Origin of the sequence: Paracoccus onubensis, assembly GCF_003591515.1 — a bacterium.
Classification (GTDB): domain Bacteria; phylum Pseudomonadota; class Alphaproteobacteria; order Rhodobacterales; family Rhodobacteraceae; genus Paracoccus; species Paracoccus onubensis.
The window spans coordinates 53,090-67,204 of the sequence record NZ_QZCG01000004.1 but is presented as its reverse complement, the minus strand read 5'-3'; the positions used below and the strand labels follow the sequence as shown (position 1 = coordinate 67,204).

Below are 14,115 nucleotides of genomic sequence, written 5' to 3'. Positions count from 1 at the left end.
CAGACATGAATTATGAATCGAGGCGCGCGCAGCTTATCAAGCCATCGCCTGCCATCTCGGTGTCGATACAGGCGAAAGAACTGACCCGGCAGGGTATCGACGTGATCGACCTGAGCGTCGGTGAGCCCGATTTCGATACGCCGATGAACATCATTCAGGCCGCTACCGAAGCCATGAAGGCAGGGCAAACGCATTACACGGCGCCCGACGGGACCCCAGAACTCAAGCAGGCGATTGCGGACGCGTTCCGGCGGGATCAGCGGCTGGACTTCGCCAATAACGAAATCACCGCTGGCAATGGCGCGAAACAGATCATCTTCAATGCCCTGATGGCGACTTTGGAGCCAGGGGACGAGGTAATCATTCCTGCTCCTTACTGGGTGTCCTATACTGATATGGTGCTGCTGGTGGGTAGTACGCCCAAAGTCGTCGAATGTCCCTACGACATGAATTTCAAGCTGACGGCTTCGGCGCTTGAAGCGGCGATTACGCCCAGAACCCGCTGGCTGTTTCTGAATTCGCCCTCGAATCCCACGGGCGCAACCTACAGCAAGGAAGAGTTGATCGCGCTGGGCGATGTGGTCAAGCGACATGAGAACGTGATGGTTCTGGCCGATGAAATCTATGATCAGATCCAGTACGGCGATGCCTCTCCTCTTTCCTTCCTGGCCGCCAATCCCGGCCTGAAAGACCGGGTGCTCATCGTCAATGGCGTCTCCAAGGCCTATGCGATGACCGGCTGGAGGCTGGGCTATGCGGCCGGTCCGGCACCGCTGATCAAGGTCATGGGAAAGATTCAGTCGCAATCGACATCGAATCCCAGTTCGGTGTCGCAGGCGGCGGCGATCGAGGCTTTGTCCGGCCCGCAGGATTTTCTGGACGAGGCCCGGGCGGAATATGCCGCGCGTCGAGAGATCGTTTTTACGGCTTTGGAAGCAATCCCGCAATTGCGGGCGCCACGTCCGGATGGCGCCTTCTATGCCTATGTCGATTGCAGCGCCCTGATCGGACGTATCGCGCCGGATGGCAATGTCCTTGAGAATGATTCCGATGTTGCCCGTTTCTTGCTGAATACCGCCCGGATCGCGGTCGTGCCGGGGGCTGCTTTTGGCATGTCTCCTTATTTCAGGATGTCTTTCGCCACCTCGCGCAAGGCCCTGGAGACAGCATGCGACCGGCTTGGCCGCGCGGTGCAGGATCTGTTCGCTGTTGGGGCAGGTTAATCGGAAAGGGGTGCCGAATGCTGGGTAAACGTGAAAGTCTTTCGTCGCAGCTCAAGAATGAACTGCGCCAGAAGATCGAGGACGGGACCTATAAGCCTGGCGACAGGATTCCCACGGAAGGTGAACTTTGTGCCGAATATGGCGTCAGCCGCACGGTTGTGCGCGAGGCGGTGGCATCCTTGCGGGCGGATGGGCTGCTGTTGCCCCGTCAGGGAATTGGCGTGTTTGTCAATGAAACCCTTACGCTTCGACCATTCGCGATCTCGATGCTGCCTGATGCCGCAGTAAAGGAAATCGTTCATATCCTTGAATTGCGGCTGAGTGTCGAACTGGAAGCCGCCGCCATGGCGGCGACCCGCCGCACGGAAAAGCAACTGGAAGACATCCGCATTGCGCATAACAGGATAGAAGCACTCGAAAGCTCGGACGGGACGAATAGCGGGCAACTTGATTTCAACTTCCACAAGATGATCGCGCGTGCATCCAACAACCCCTATTTCGAAAAATTCCTTGAGTTTCTGGGCCCGCAGATCATTCCACGCCTGCGTATTCATGCCGGAGATGGTGATGCAATGCGCAGGAAATGGCAGGCAGAGCATCTGGCGCTGATCGCGGCAATCGAATGTGGCAATGCCGAGGCGGCGCGCAATGCGATGCGCGATCATCTTCGCGACAGCCTGGAACGCTATCGCAACTCGAAATCCGCCGGTGCTTAAGCTTAAGCCCGGATACTATCCGTCATCGCGATAGCCCATAAAGCCAACTCTCTCAGGCGGTCGGGAAAATGGAGGGGGGAAGGTGCAGGATTCTGTTGCCAGGCTCCTGCGGGCCCCGCCTGAAGCTGCTAGGCGTCAGGGCTTAAGGTTTCGGTTTGGTTACTGCTTACGCAGCAACGGCCACCGGAGCACGGTTGTCATTGGCAACTGTACATTATGCACCGATAACGGTGGTCGCTCACCGGGACAAAGCAAACCCCTTTAGACGTTCGTCGATCCTGTTTCGGCCCCAAATGCCCCCAATGAAGGGTTATATGGTGGAGCCGCCGGGTACCGCCCCCGGGTCCGATCCGCTTATTACGAGCGCGTTTATGTCCATAGCCCGGCCGAAACCGAACAGGATGAATATAGAGACTCGCACAGGCCGCCGCAAGGCCCGGCTGATATCGGATCAGGGTTTGATATAGGCGAAGCCCTCGGCCTGCAATTTGCCCAGCTCGGCCACGCCCGAGGGTACGATATCCTCTGGCCAGACGTCGAACAGATCGGTTTCCGGGTCGATATTGCGCCCGGTCAGGGTATTTTTGCAGACCAGAAACTGCACGCCATCATTTTTCAATCCGGCGATAATGCCCTGTAATTGCTGATCATCGATAGCGGCTTGCAGCAACCCCAGCCCGTCGCCATGCATGACAACGCGCAGATCCAGATTATCCGCGCCGACCGCGCTGATGTGATTGCTGATATTGTTCAGCGCCGGTTTGTATCCCGCGCCGTTTTCACCGCCAGTACCATTGATATGGTAGACCACCTTTTGCGGAGCATAGGTTGCCTCGGCATGGCTGACGCCAGTGGCCGCGATCCAAAGGCCAAGCGTTGCGGCGATGATCGTCAGAATCCGCATGATATCGTTCTTCTCCATCTATTGCCTGGACGGTGATTGCCAGGGACGGGATATGAAACGGGGCGCATCGCTGTCAAAGCGCGCGCCCCGCACCTCCGTTACTTCAACCTTTTGGCTTAGAAGTCCACAGTTACCCCAAGCGAAACGGTGCGCCCCGGAGCATAGATCGGCCGGATGCCACCACCACGTTCACTATTCGCAACATAGCTTGAGCGTTCGTAATAGGTCTTGTCGAACAGGTTATCGACATTCAACTGAACCACGACATTCTCGTATTGTTGCGGACGCCATTGCGCATAGGCATTGACGACGCCGTAACCTGCGGGTTCTTCGAAACCGGCTGCGGTAAGATAATCGCCGCTCATCTTGTTGGCCAGTTCGATATTGCCGCCGAGTTTCAGGTTATATTGCGAGAACTCCTGGTCGACATAAATCGACGCGACCTCGCCGATCGGGACGACATCACCGCCCTCGGGCAGGATTTTCTGGCCATCGGCGGTCAGTTTGGCTGCGGTTATACTCGCGCCGACCCGGCCCGAACCCCAGCTGTAATTGCCCTGAAGGGTGATCCCTTTGCTGCGGTATTCCTCTTCGATGTTATCGAGATTGTTAAGACCGGTTTCCTCAGAATAATACGCATTGGGCAGGTTTTTCAGCCTTGTGTCGAAGAAGGTGATGTTCCCGGTCCAGTTATCCTGCGAAGCGTTGAAACCGATCTTGTAGTTTTCCGAGCTTGCGGCCTCGAAGTCGGGTTCGGTGATCGTATTGCTGCCACGGGCATGAAGATAGCCGTATTCACCAATGTCATAGCCAAGCCATGTTCTGGATGCGCCGGCGAAAATCTCGTAACCGGGGGCGAATTCATAGGACAATGTGCCGTTCACGCTGGCCCCTGAATCGCTGAAACGCTCGCCGTTCCAATCGGTGAAGCGGTGATGATCCAGACGCAGGCCCGTGGACAGATCGATGCCGTTGGAAAACTCGAACCGGCCCTGAACGAATGTGCCGATCTGTGCGGTTTCCAGATTGTGGATGCGCACATATTCCTCGCCCGTCGGTAATCCATCCCTACCGATGATGGGACCGCTTTCGTAATTGTCGATTGTATAATCGGCATATGAGAAATCGACGCCCGCGGTGATCGTGCCCTGACCAAGCTGAAAGCGGTTCTTGAACACACCGCCGAACCCTTCGGCCTGCATGTTCATATCGCCATTCGTTCCGCCCTCGATATAGTCCGGTCGGTCATATTCGTTGCGATTCAGATAGATCAGAGCTTCGGGATCCCAACTGGCTGTGGGCGCCGTCTCGGTATAACGCAGGCTCAGCGAGTCGCGGGTGACCTTCAGCGGGTAAACCGCGCCCTCCTCGCGTGGCAGGTCGAAATTCATCTTGGCGGGGCGGTCTCCGTCATCGACGGCATGTTCATAAGACATTTCGACGCGATGACCTTCGAACTCATAGCCAAGTTTGACCAACGCGCCGGTGACGCCCGTTTCGGAACCCGCGATTTCATCGCCATCACCGTTTTCATAATTGTCGCCCTGCGCGCTGTGCAGCATGGCGAACCAGTCAAAGCCGTCATAAACGCCGTAACCCGCAAGGCTGGCCGACAGTCCGCGCCCGTTTGAGCCATAGGACAATCCGGCCCGCCCGCCCTGGCTGCGCCCGTCGGTCAGCAAATCGCGTGCGCCGAGGGTTTCGTAACGTACCGCCCCGGCACCGGCGCCAAAGCCCGCATCCGCAGGTGCGGCACCCGCATCGACATCGACGCGCTTCAGAAAGGCCGGGTCGATCACATTCGATCCGGCATGATGCCAGTTATCGCCGAATTGCGGTACGCCATCGACCGTCACGGCAAGATTGGATTGTTCGATCCCGAACACATGCACGCGCTTGGCCGGACCAGTCCCCGCCGAGACGCTGACAGCGGAATCCCGTGCGAAAACATCCGAGATATCCGAGGGTTTCAGCGCTTCAAGGTCTTCGCGGCTGACGATCACGCCACCGGTTGCCTCGACGGATTCCTGTCCCTCTGTAACCAACGTGATCGGCGCAAGTACCGTAATCCCCGGATTCTGGGAGATCTGTGCTTCCTGCGCAAGAAGCGATGTCGAAAGCGCGATTACCGAAACCCCGGTTAACGGAGCGAGATGACACAAGTTCATTGCCAGCACCTTTGTTTTTATTGATTCTGGCTGTGCATTATCTAGCTGTGCCGACAATTCCAAGTATTTTAATAAGGAATCTGATGGGGTGAGCTTTGCTGTGGTTTTTCAGGCATCACCCTTTACGCTGATAAGGGTCTGCATACCGGTCGCCACGTGAATGCGCTGTTCGCCATCTACGCCCCAGACATCCAACTGACACACCGTCAATGTCCGTCCCGGTTTGATCACGCGGCCGATGGCTTCAAGCCATTCACCGCGCGCAGGATTGATCAGGTTCAGCTTGAATTCCACCGTCAGAACCGCGCTGCCTTCGGGGAACAGGCTGTAGCCTGCATAGCCGCCGGCGCTGTCGGCGATGGATGAGGTGCCGCCGGCGTGGAAATACCCATGCTGCTGCGTCAGTTCTTGCCGGAACGGCAGGCGGATCGTCACTTGTCCGGCCTTGACCTCGGCCAGCTCTGCGCCCAGATGCGCCATCAATCCTTGCCGGTCGAAACTGTCCTGCACACGGCGAATGACGGCCGGATCCAGCTTTCCTCCGATTTCCATGCCGGTGGTCTCCCTGTCAGATTTCCAGAAGCGCACGCCGAAAGCCGGGCTCGAACAGGATCACTTCGCGTGCGCCGATCGAGCGGGCGTGGTCCAATGCCCGGCCAGTCATGGCCTGCGCCATATCCACTGCTTCGGGCAGCGGATGATTCCGGCCAAGCCCCGCCACGACAAGCCCGGTGAACAGATCCCCGGTGCCGGGCAGGGCGACCGGAATATGCGGAGTGGGATGGCGGCTGATCCCGTCCGGCCCCAGGATAACCGATTCCAGATAATGTGCGGGCGTATCGGCCAGGGCGCATCCGGTGGCGATCAACTGCGCGTTCGGGGCCAGCCTCAAACCCGTGGCCGCTTGCTGCAAATCTTCCAGCGTCATGATCGGGCGGCCGCTCAGATGTTCCAGTTCAAATGAATTCGGCGTGGCGATATCGGCCAGAGGCAGCAATCCATCCTGCATCACCCCGGCGATTTCCTCGGGCACATACAGGCCCGGTGCGTGATCCCCCATGACCGGATCGCAGATATAGATCAGGTCGGGGTTGGCCTTTTTGCAGCGGGTCACGAAATCCGCCAACAGCCGTGCCACCTCGACCGAGCCGATATAGCCCGACAAAAGATAGGTCGCGCGCTGCGGCAATCCTCGCTCGTCCGCCCCCAGCAGAAGATCCGCAAAGAGAGACGGGGTAACGGGGGCTCCGCGAAGGGTCGGGTAATCCGGCGTATTCGAAAAGATCACCGTCGGGATCGCGGCCACTTCCAGCCCGGCGGCCTGCATCGGAAACAGCGCTGCCGAATTGCCGACATGACCATGCACGACCTGGCTTTGCACGGAAATTACCAGTGGCGGTCTTGGTGTTTCTGTCATGAAGATCCCTCCAGCCTCTTGCTCCAATCCTCGACCCGGCCGCTTTCCAGCCGCCGCCGCGCATAGCGTTTCCAGCCCTCGGCCAGAACATCCAGCGCGGCCATCTGCGACAGGGCTTCGATATTCATTCGATCCACATACATCATCTGCCACAGGCGATGGAGGGTCCAGTCCGGAGCAGGGCGCTCGATCAGCGTGAGAGTATCACCGGGACCTGCGCTGCCTGTTTCCAATACGCGATAATACCATCCGCTGCGTCCACTGCCTTGCACCCGCAATGCCATGTCTGCAACGCCAAAGCGATGATTCAGCTTCCAGCACGGCTGACGCCCCTGTGACACCTGTATCAAGGCGGTGCCCAGCCGGAAGATATCGCCCACAGCCACGCTTTTCTCGGTCAATCCCGATGACGATATATTCTCGCCAAATGCACCGGGCGCGTTCAGCAGATCGAGTGCACCGATTTCGTCCTGCCATGCCGGGTAATGGTCGCGCGGATAATGATGCAACGCCTTTTCTTGACCACCATGTACCCGCCGATCAGCCTGTTCGTCTCCCGCGATTCCTTCGACTTCGATCGCGACCGGTGCAGTGACGGGTGTCTTTGCGATTGCGCTTTGATGTCTGGTTCCGGCAAGCATGGCGGCTGGTCCGGTCAGCAAGATCACGGCAGTCATGCCTGCGCTCCCTCCCGTCAAAACGCGACCCCGGACCAAAGGCAGATATTGGCGTAAGGGGTGAATTCCCCGGTCCTGACAATCGCGCGGGCGCTTCCGCTGATCCGTTTCAGGTCTTCATGCGTCAGCCGCTCGACCGATCCAAGCGGTTTATGCGACAGCGCGTCGATCAACTCCGAGCCTGTCTCATGCGCCATGGCAGAGCGTTCCACGATCAGCTCCGACAGCACAGCGTCAAGCACATCCATGAAGCGTGGAATGCCTTGCGTGACGGCAAGGTCGATGCAGCGTGTATCCGGCGGTACCGGTAATCCGGCATCCCCGATGACCAGCAGATCCCCATGCCCCATTGCCGCGATCAGGCCCGATAATTCGGCGTTCAGCAATATTCCGCGTTTCATTCCGGCTCTCCTTCACGCCTCCGGCAGGACATCCCCAAGAAAGCGCATCATATTCCCGCCCATGACCTTTGCAATCTGCGCCTCGCTTAGCCCTGCATCCATCAATGCCTGCGTCAATGCCGATAAATGCGCGGCGTCGAACGGCGCATTGACCGATCCGTCGTAATCCGACCCCAGCGAGACATGATCTTCACCCACAAGAGCGATTGCGGCCCGGATCGCCCCGGCAATATCGGCAGGCGTCTTGCCGCAGACGACATCCGCCCAGAAGCCGATGCCGATGACGCCGCCCTTGGCGGCAATCTGCTTCACCAGATCGTCATCCAGATTGCGATGGCTGGCGCAATGATTGTGGATGCCGGTATGAGACAGGATCGGCTTCGTTCCTTCGATCGCCAGCACATCGCGGACCATCTGCGGCGAAGCATGCGCCAGGTCGATGACCATGCCCTTTTCGATCATGCCCCTGACGACCTGATGGCCGAATTCCGTCAGCCCGGCCCCGCTGCCGCCCTCGCCATGCAAGGAACCGCCCAATTCGTTGTCGAAGAAATGCGTCAGTCCCATCAGCCGGAAACCTGAATCGTAAAGAACATCCAGATTGGCCAGATCACCCTCCAGCGGATGCCCGCCCTCTGATCCCAGCATGACGCCCAGAACCTGCTCGCCGTTCCTTCTGGCGTCCAGTAAGCCGGCCAAATCTTCGCGCGTGCGGATGAGCCGCAATTGATCGGGTGCGTTCTTGGCCATCCGTTGCAAATCCTCGGCCTGCACAAGCGCGCGCTCACGCAGCGAAAACCACGAACGAACCGGCCGCAACTGCCCCATGAAAAGCGGTGTGATATTGTCGGGCGCTTCGGTGCTGTTCTGATCATAATTCTGCCCGCGAGGACTTTTCGTCACCGTCGTGTAGACCTGCAAGGCCACATTGCCCTCAAGGAGCCTTGGAACATCCGTGTGTCCGCGATCCGCACGTTTCAGCAGATTGCGGTCCCATAGCAGCGAATCCGCATGCCAGTCTCCAATGACCAATCGCTGATGCAGCGCCGTTGCCTCATCGGAAACAGGCCATCCCTCTTCCGGCATGGTCGTCGGATTCAGCCCGCGCTCGACATAGCCCGGCGCGAAGATGAAGAATGCCGTCGCCCCCAGCATGACAAGCACGCCAAACCCGGTCAAAATCCGCCTGATCATTTCCCCGCCCCTGTTTCGTCCAGCTTTTCCCGAAACCCGCCGCTTCTTCTTCATCCAAATATCCGTGGGGGCGGGCACGCCGCATGGCACGGCCGGGGGCGGCAGCCCCCATTATTCCAACGACATGAACATGATCATCTGCGGCCCGGCGTTCCCATGCAACCAGATTTCGCCAGTCTCGGTAAACCCGGCCTTGCGATAGACTGCAATGGCCGTCGGATTGGCCATATTGACCGTCAGCCAGACTCGCGCCCGGCCCGGGTATCGCGACGACAGATAGGTTTTCAGCACAGCCATCGCCGCCGATCCAAGCCCGCGCCCTTGCCGGTTCCGATCCAGGATCATGCCCCGCAGTCCCAGATCCTTGGGCGCTGCGAAATCATGGGTCAGATGATAGGCGTGGTCGATCTTGAAAAGCCCGACGGCATGGCCATCCTCGCGGATCTCGTGCAGATCGACCGTTGTTTCCGGCTCGGCCAATGCCGCCGCCACCGTTCCGGAGAATTTCTCCTGATCGGGCCGCACCGCGATATGCAGCACCGCATCCGCTTTCCGACGGTTCAGCGGATGCAGTGAGATCATTCTTCGAGTGCTTCCAACTGATCAATGAAACCCTCGATGATCGACAAGCCCTTGTCCCAGAACGCCGGATCCGAGGCGTCCAGTCCGAATGGCTCCAGCAGTTCCTTATGATGTTTGGAGCCGCCCGCCGTCAGCATTTCGAAATACTTGTCCTGAAAATCGGGCAGACCCTGCTCATAAGCGGCGTAAAGCGCATTCACCAGCCCATCGCCGAACGCATAAGCATAGACATAGAAGGGCGAATGCACGAAATGCGGGACATAGGTCCAGAATGTCTCGTAACCCGGCATGAACTCGAAGACCGGCCCCAGCGATTCCGCCTGCACCGACATCCACAGCGCGTTGATATCGTCCGGAGTCAGTTCTCCCTCGGCGCGGGCCGCATGCAGCTTGCACTCGAAATCGTAGAAGGCGATCTGGCGCACCACGGTATTGATCATATCCTCGACCTTGCCCGCAAGCAGCGCCTTTTTTTGTACAGGATCGGTGGTTCTGGCCAACAATGCGCGGAAGGTCAGCATCTCGCCGAAGACCGAGGCCGTTTCGGCAAGCGTCAATGGCGTGGCTGCCAGCAATTCGCCCTGATCCGCTGCGAGACGCTGATGCACACCGTGACCAAGCTCGTGCGCAAGGGTCATCACGTCACGTGGCTTGCCCAGATAATTCAAAAGCACATAAGGGTGCGCGGTGGTCACCGTCGGATGGGCGAAAGCGCCCGGTGCCTTGCCGGGCTTGACGCCCGCATCGATCCAGCCGCGATCAAAGAACGGCTCGGCCAGTTCGGCCAGTCGGGGTGAAAACCCCGCATAGGCGTCCAGAACGGTGCTGCGCGCCTCGTCCCAGCCGATGGTCCGGGGCGCGTCCGTGGGCAGGGGGGCATTCCGGTCCCAGACCTGCAGCTTATCCAGCCCCAGCCATTTCGCCTTCAGGGCATAATAGCGATGCGACAGACGTGGATAGGCCGCCGTTACCGCATTGCGCAGCGCCTCGACCACTTCCGGCTCGACATGGTTCGACAAATGCCGGCCGTATTGGGGCGTGGGCATCTTGCGCCATTTGTCCTCGATGGCCTTTTCCTTGGCCAGCGTATTGTGGACGCGGGAGAAGAGCTTGATATTCTTTTGGAAAACGTTGGCAAGCGCATGCGCTGCGGTTTCGCGCCGGTTCCGGTCGTGATCGGTCAGGCGATCAAGCGTCGCTTCGATTCCCAGCGTTTCGCCGTCTACCTCGAATTCCAGGGCTGCGGTCGTTTCATCGAACAGTCGGTTCCAGGCGGCCGCGCCGACGACGGAATTGTCGTGAAGAAATTGCTCCAGTTCATCCGAAAGTTGATGCGGGCGCATTGCGCGCATCCGGTCGAAGACAGGCTTGTAGCGGGCAGGACCATCAGCGGCGGAAAAGAGCGTGTTATATGTTTCGTCCGGTATACGGTTGAATTCCAGACTGAAGAATACCAGAGGCGTTGTGATGTCGGTGATCCGGCCTTGCAGATCGCCCAGCATCTTGGCGCGTTCCGCATCAGTCGTGTTCTGATAATAGCGCAATCCGGCATATGACATGATCCGGCCTGCGATGATGTCGATCCGTTCATAGCTCTCGATACAGGCCAGCATCTCCGAGGCAGACAACTCTGCAAGCCTGCCTTTGTATGCCTTGGCAAAATCCGCGACGTCGCGCGCGAGCTTTTCGATATCCTCGCTCAGTTCGGCGGAGTCCGGAGCGGGGTAGAGGTCGCTCAGATCCCATTCGGGCAATTGTCCCAGATCGTTGCCTTTCGCCGCATCGCGGGAATCGAATGTCGCTTTCAATGTCATATTTGGTCCTTTCCCAGTTCCCCTAGATTTGGACCCTAATGTCGGCTCCCGCAAGGCTTGCGCGACATGATCGTCAGATGGTTGTCATGAATGGCCGGGTGGATAGAAAAAGGCCGGAACATCGCTGTTCCGGCCTGTCATGAGATATTGATCGAAATGGCGGCTTACGCGCTCCATTCCTTGTTTTCGGCGATATCCCAGCCGGCCAGGGTTTCGGCGCCGGCCGCCCCTGAATCTTCCTGCAAGGTATAGAGCACTTCGAATTTGCGGAAATTCAGCGTCAGGGTTTCTTGAATGCGATCCAGACCATCCTTGGCGCCACCGGTATTGTAGCTGGTGATCATGATGTTTTCCATCTTGATCCGGAAATACTCGACCGGTGCAGCCCCGCCCGATTTGCGGACGATCAACTCGCCATTCTCTATATGCTCGCCCGAGGTGGCGCGCTTGATCAGGTCATTGGTGGCCAGATCGACATATTTGGTCAGGGTAATGTCCTGCACATTGACCTTGCCGCCGCCGCCACCCGAGCCGATATGCGTCGTGCCGGACTGGGTCAGACCCCAGTTCCATGCCAGAACATCGATCTCGTCGCGGTGCTTGTCGTCCTGCGATTCACCTTTGATGTTATTCGAGAGCTTCAGAAAAATATCGACAGCCATGAAAATCTTCCCCGAGTTATGGCATATGATGAAAGCCGCCCGATCATCATCAGAGTCTTATCGTCCAGACAGCCTGCGAGGAAGCTATCATGTTTTGTCGCCTGCATCCATCTTGACGTTAGGGCAACTACGGGCATTTTTTGCGCTATTTCCCGCGAATGTATAGATATTGAAGTTGTGCCGCGTCGTCGGGATGCTGCGGCGTTGAAGTTGTTTCGGCAGGCCCGCTTGTCAGGCGAATTCAAATATCACAGTTTGATTAACAAAATCACATAATTTATGTTGAATTATGATGTTTTTGTGTTACAAACCGGCGGCACCACATAGGAGGCGGTTGTTGAAACGCGACGGACGCAGGCAGGCGATCATGGATTTTCTGATCGAGGCGCGGGCTGTCGGGCTGGATGAACTTGCCGATCGTTTCGGCGTCTCCAAAATGACCATTCACCGGGATCTGGACGATCTTGAACAGGCGGGCCTGCTGCGGAAGATGCGCGGCGGAGCCACCATCGAAACCGGCACCAGATTCGAAAGCGATTTCCGGATTCGCGAATTGCAGGATGCCGATGCCAAAGCCCGGATGGCGACCGCTGCGCTCGATCTGATCGAGCCGGGGATGACGGTGATGATCAATGACGGATCGATGGCGGCGGTTCTGGGCGCGCGGCTGCCCGAGAAAGCACCTCTGACGGTGATCACCAACAATGCCGCGGTCATCGACAGGTTGAAGGGTCTGCCCCGCATGACCCTGATTGCCCTGGGGGGCGAGTACAGCGCCAAATTCAACGGGTTTTTCGGAGTTGTTACGGAAACGGCATTGTCACGCTTGCGCGCCGATCTGGCCTTCATATCGACTCCTGCCGTGGCAGGGTTGCAGGCATTCCATATGGACGACGCGGCGGTACAGGCCAAACGCGCCATGATCGGGGCGGCGGGACGCTCCGTCCTGCTTGTCAATCATCGCAGATTTGGCCGTCCGGCGTTGCATCTGCTTGCCGATCTGGCCGAATTCGATGCCATCATTACCGATGCATCGCCGTCGGTCGAGAGCCGCGATGCAATCGCCGGGGCAGGGCTGCAAGTGACTATTGCAAAGGATTAGGAAAATGGCGGATTTCTGGGTTGGCACAAGCTGGAAAATGAACAAGACACTAGCCGAGGCAAGCAGCTTTGCGGAAGCCCTGGCGGCGGCGGATGCCGACCGGGATCCTCGTATCCAGAGATTTGTTATTCCCCCGTTCACCGCCATTCGCGAGGTCAAGTCGCTATTGGCGCAAACCAGCGTCAAGGTCGGAGCGCAGAATATGCATTGGGCCGATGAGGGCGCATGGACGGGCGAGGTTTCGCCGCGGATGCTGACCGATTGCGGGATGGATATCGTCGAACTCGGGCATTCCGAGCGGCGCGAGCATTTCGGAGAAACCGATGAAACCGTCGGCCTCAAGGCCGAAGCTGCCATCCGGCATGGCCTTATCCCGCTGATCTGTATCGGAGAAACCCTGGCCCAGCGGCAAGAGGGCCGTGCCAGCGAGGTGCTTGAGGCGCAAACGCGTGCGGCGCTTGGGAAACTGTCACCCGAACAGACATCCGCCGGGATCCTGCTGGCTTACGAGCCGGTCTGGGCGATTGGCGAAAACGGCATTCCCGCGACCTCGGATTATGCCGATGCAAGACAGGCCGAGATCGTCTCGGTCGCCCGCGAGGTTCTGGGCCGCCGGGTGCCCTGTCTCTATGGCGGCTCGGTCAATCCGGGAAATTGCGAGGAACTGATCGCCTGCCCGCATATCGACGGGCTGTTCATCGGGCGCTCGGCATGGAAGGTCGAAGGTTATCTCGACATTCTCGCCCGTTGCGCCGCCACATTATAAAGGAGAAAGACATGAAGCTTGCAATCGCAGGAGACAGCGCCGGTGAAGGTCTCGCCAAACTGTTGGCCGATCATCTGAAGGACAAGCACGAGGTGGCCGAGATCTCGCGCACCGATGCCGGCGCCGATCCGTTCTATGCCAATCTGTCCGACCGCGTGGCAAGTGAGGTTCTGTCGGGGGTCTATGACCGCGCCATTCTGGTCTGCGGCACCGGCATCGGCGTCTGCATCTCGGCCAACAAGGTGCCGGGTATCCGGGCCGCCTTGACCCATGATACCTACTCCGCCGAGCGCGCGGCGCTCTCTAACAACGCCCAGATCATTACTATGGGCGCACGGGTCATAGGGCCGGAACTCGCCAAGGCAATTGCCGACGCGTGGCTGGCGGAGACGATGAATTTCGACGCGAATGGCCGCTCGGCGGGTAATGTTGACGCGATAGATCAGGTTGACGCGAAATATAACAAAGCCTGACAACGGGGATAGTTTG

Annotated in this window: 15 protein-coding genes and 1 other RNA gene; 5 read left to right on the top strand and 11 right to left on the bottom strand. The window is 58.4% G+C overall.

What is annotated here, in order from left to right; genetic code table 11:
* The first annotated feature begins 5 nt into the window (after positions 1-5).
* Together D3P04_RS06935 and D3P04_RS06930 are read left to right on the top strand one after the other, a co-directional pair.
* Complete coding sequence (locus D3P04_RS06935) at positions 6-1,223, top strand: aminotransferase class I/II-fold pyridoxal phosphate-dependent enzyme (RefSeq protein ID WP_119747269.1); 1,218 nt, start codon at positions 6-8, stop codon at positions 1,221-1,223.
* Between the two features lie 17 nt (positions 1,224-1,240).
* Positions 1,241-1,939 (top strand): FadR/GntR family transcriptional regulator, encoded by a 699-nt coding sequence (locus tag D3P04_RS06930; protein ID WP_182912762.1) that lies wholly within the window; start codon positions 1,241-1,243, stop codon positions 1,937-1,939.
* Between the two features lie 81 nt (positions 1,940-2,020).
* Here D3P04_RS06930 and ssrA read toward each other — a convergent pair.
* The 11 genes from ssrA to D3P04_RS06875 all read right to left on the bottom strand — a co-directional run bounded on the left by ssrA (position 2,021) and on the right by D3P04_RS06875 (position 11,758).
* Positions 2,021-2,376, bottom strand: a transfer-messenger RNA (tmRNA) gene (gene ssrA, locus D3P04_RS06925).
* A 14-nt stretch (positions 2,377-2,390) separates the two neighbouring features.
* The gene (locus D3P04_RS06920; protein ID WP_232844917.1) at positions 2,391-2,861 is read right to left on the bottom strand and encodes a DsrE family protein; all 471 of its coding nucleotides are present in this window, start codon (positions 2,859-2,861) and stop codon (positions 2,391-2,393) included.
* Between the two features lie 98 nt (positions 2,862-2,959).
* Complete coding sequence (locus D3P04_RS06915) at positions 2,960-5,011, bottom strand: TonB-dependent receptor domain-containing protein (RefSeq protein ID WP_119747265.1); 2,052 nt, start codon at positions 5,009-5,011, stop codon at positions 2,960-2,962.
* A 108-nt stretch (positions 5,012-5,119) separates the two neighbouring features.
* Complete coding sequence (locus D3P04_RS06910; protein ID WP_119747263.1) at positions 5,120-5,563, bottom strand: PaaI family thioesterase; 444 nt, start codon at positions 5,561-5,563, stop codon at positions 5,120-5,122.
* 16 nt (positions 5,564-5,579) lie between these two features.
* On the bottom strand, positions 5,580-6,428 hold the full coding sequence (pdxY, locus tag D3P04_RS06905; protein ID WP_119747261.1) for a pyridoxal kinase: 849 nt from the start codon (positions 6,426-6,428) through the stop codon (positions 5,580-5,582).
* Positions 6,425-7,105, bottom strand: coding sequence for an MOSC domain-containing protein (locus tag D3P04_RS06900; RefSeq protein ID WP_119747259.1), 681 nt, complete (start codon positions 7,103-7,105; stop codon positions 6,425-6,427). Before D3P04_RS06900 ends, pdxY begins: the two co-directional genes overlap by 4 nt.
* A 17-nt stretch (positions 7,106-7,122) precedes the next feature.
* Positions 7,123-7,506: a D-ribose pyranase gene (gene rbsD, locus D3P04_RS06895; RefSeq protein WP_119747257.1), complete on the bottom strand. Its 384-nt coding sequence runs from the start codon at positions 7,504-7,506 to the stop codon at positions 7,123-7,125.
* 12 nt (positions 7,507-7,518) lie between these two features.
* Positions 7,519-8,700: a dipeptidase gene (locus D3P04_RS06890; RefSeq protein ID WP_119747255.1), complete on the bottom strand. Its 1,182-nt coding sequence runs from the start codon at positions 8,698-8,700 to the stop codon at positions 7,519-7,521.
* Positions 8,701-8,811: 111 nt separating this feature from the next.
* Positions 8,812-9,282 (bottom strand): GNAT family N-acetyltransferase, encoded by a 471-nt coding sequence (locus D3P04_RS06885; protein WP_119747253.1) that lies wholly within the window; start codon positions 9,280-9,282, stop codon positions 8,812-8,814.
* Positions 9,279-11,096, bottom strand: a complete 1,818-nt coding sequence (locus D3P04_RS06880) for a M3 family oligoendopeptidase (protein WP_119747251.1) — start codon at positions 11,094-11,096, stop codon at positions 9,279-9,281. The genes D3P04_RS06885 and D3P04_RS06880 overlap by 4 nt, the downstream gene beginning before the upstream one ends.
* A 164-nt stretch (positions 11,097-11,260) precedes the next feature.
* Positions 11,261-11,758, bottom strand: coding sequence for an Hcp family type VI secretion system effector (locus D3P04_RS06875; RefSeq protein WP_119747249.1), 498 nt, complete (start codon positions 11,756-11,758; stop codon positions 11,261-11,263).
* A 337-nt stretch (positions 11,759-12,095) separates the two neighbouring features.
* Here D3P04_RS06875 and D3P04_RS06870 point away from each other — a divergent pair, with 337 nt between their 5' ends.
* From D3P04_RS06870 to derI, 3 genes are read left to right on the top strand one after another with little or no spacing between them, the layout of a single operon-like run.
* Positions 12,096-12,860, top strand: a complete 765-nt coding sequence (locus D3P04_RS06870; RefSeq protein ID WP_119747247.1) for a DeoR/GlpR family DNA-binding transcription regulator — start codon at positions 12,096-12,098, stop codon at positions 12,858-12,860.
* A gap of 4 nt (positions 12,861-12,864) precedes the next feature.
* Positions 12,865-13,626 (top strand): triose-phosphate isomerase, encoded by a 762-nt coding sequence (locus D3P04_RS06865; RefSeq protein WP_119747245.1) that lies wholly within the window; start codon positions 12,865-12,867, stop codon positions 13,624-13,626.
* A gap of 11 nt (positions 13,627-13,637) precedes the next feature.
* Positions 13,638-14,099 carry a D-erythrulose-4-phosphate isomerase gene (gene derI, locus D3P04_RS06860; protein WP_119747243.1) on the top strand — a complete coding sequence of 154 codons (462 nt, stop codon included), beginning with the start codon at positions 13,638-13,640 and terminating at the stop codon, positions 14,097-14,099.
* Positions 14,100-14,115: the final 16 nt, after the last annotated feature.

Excerpts from the sequence above, each read along its gene's own strand:
- D3P04_RS06935 (WP_119747269.1), top strand. The coding sequence starts at position 6 with ATGAATTATGAATCGAGGCGCGCGCAGCTTATCAAGCCATCGCCTGCC.
- D3P04_RS06930 (WP_182912762.1), top strand. The coding sequence starts at position 1,241 with ATGCTGGGTAAACGTGAAAGTCTTTCGTCGCAGCTCAAGAATGAACTG.
- D3P04_RS06920 (WP_232844917.1), bottom strand. The coding sequence starts at position 2,861 with ATGGAGAAGAACGATATCATGCGGATTCTGACGATCATCGCCGCAACG.
- D3P04_RS06915 (WP_119747265.1), bottom strand. The coding sequence starts at position 5,011 with ATGAACTTGTGTCATCTCGCTCCGTTAACCGGGGTTTCGGTAATCGCG.
- D3P04_RS06910 (WP_119747263.1), bottom strand. The coding sequence starts at position 5,563 with ATGGAAATCGGAGGAAAGCTGGATCCGGCCGTCATTCGCCGTGTGCAG.
- pdxY (WP_119747261.1), bottom strand. The coding sequence starts at position 6,428 with ATGACAGAAACACCAAGACCGCCACTGGTAATTTCCGTGCAAAGCCAG.
- D3P04_RS06900 (WP_119747259.1), bottom strand. The coding sequence starts at position 7,105 with ATGACTGCCGTGATCTTGCTGACCGGACCAGCCGCCATGCTTGCCGGA.
- rbsD (WP_119747257.1), bottom strand. The coding sequence starts at position 7,506 with ATGAAACGCGGAATATTGCTGAACGCCGAATTATCGGGCCTGATCGCG.
- D3P04_RS06890 (WP_119747255.1), bottom strand. The coding sequence starts at position 8,700 with ATGATCAGGCGGATTTTGACCGGGTTTGGCGTGCTTGTCATGCTGGGG.
- D3P04_RS06885 (WP_119747253.1), bottom strand. The coding sequence starts at position 9,282 with ATGATCTCACTGCATCCGCTGAACCGTCGGAAAGCGGATGCGGTGCTG.
- D3P04_RS06880 (WP_119747251.1), bottom strand. The coding sequence starts at position 11,096 with ATGACATTGAAAGCGACATTCGATTCCCGCGATGCGGCGAAAGGCAAC.
- D3P04_RS06875 (WP_119747249.1), bottom strand. The coding sequence starts at position 11,758 with ATGGCTGTCGATATTTTTCTGAAGCTCTCGAATAACATCAAAGGTGAA.
- D3P04_RS06865 (WP_119747245.1), top strand. The coding sequence starts at position 12,865 with ATGGCGGATTTCTGGGTTGGCACAAGCTGGAAAATGAACAAGACACTA.
- derI (WP_119747243.1), top strand. The coding sequence starts at position 13,638 with ATGAAGCTTGCAATCGCAGGAGACAGCGCCGGTGAAGGTCTCGCCAAA.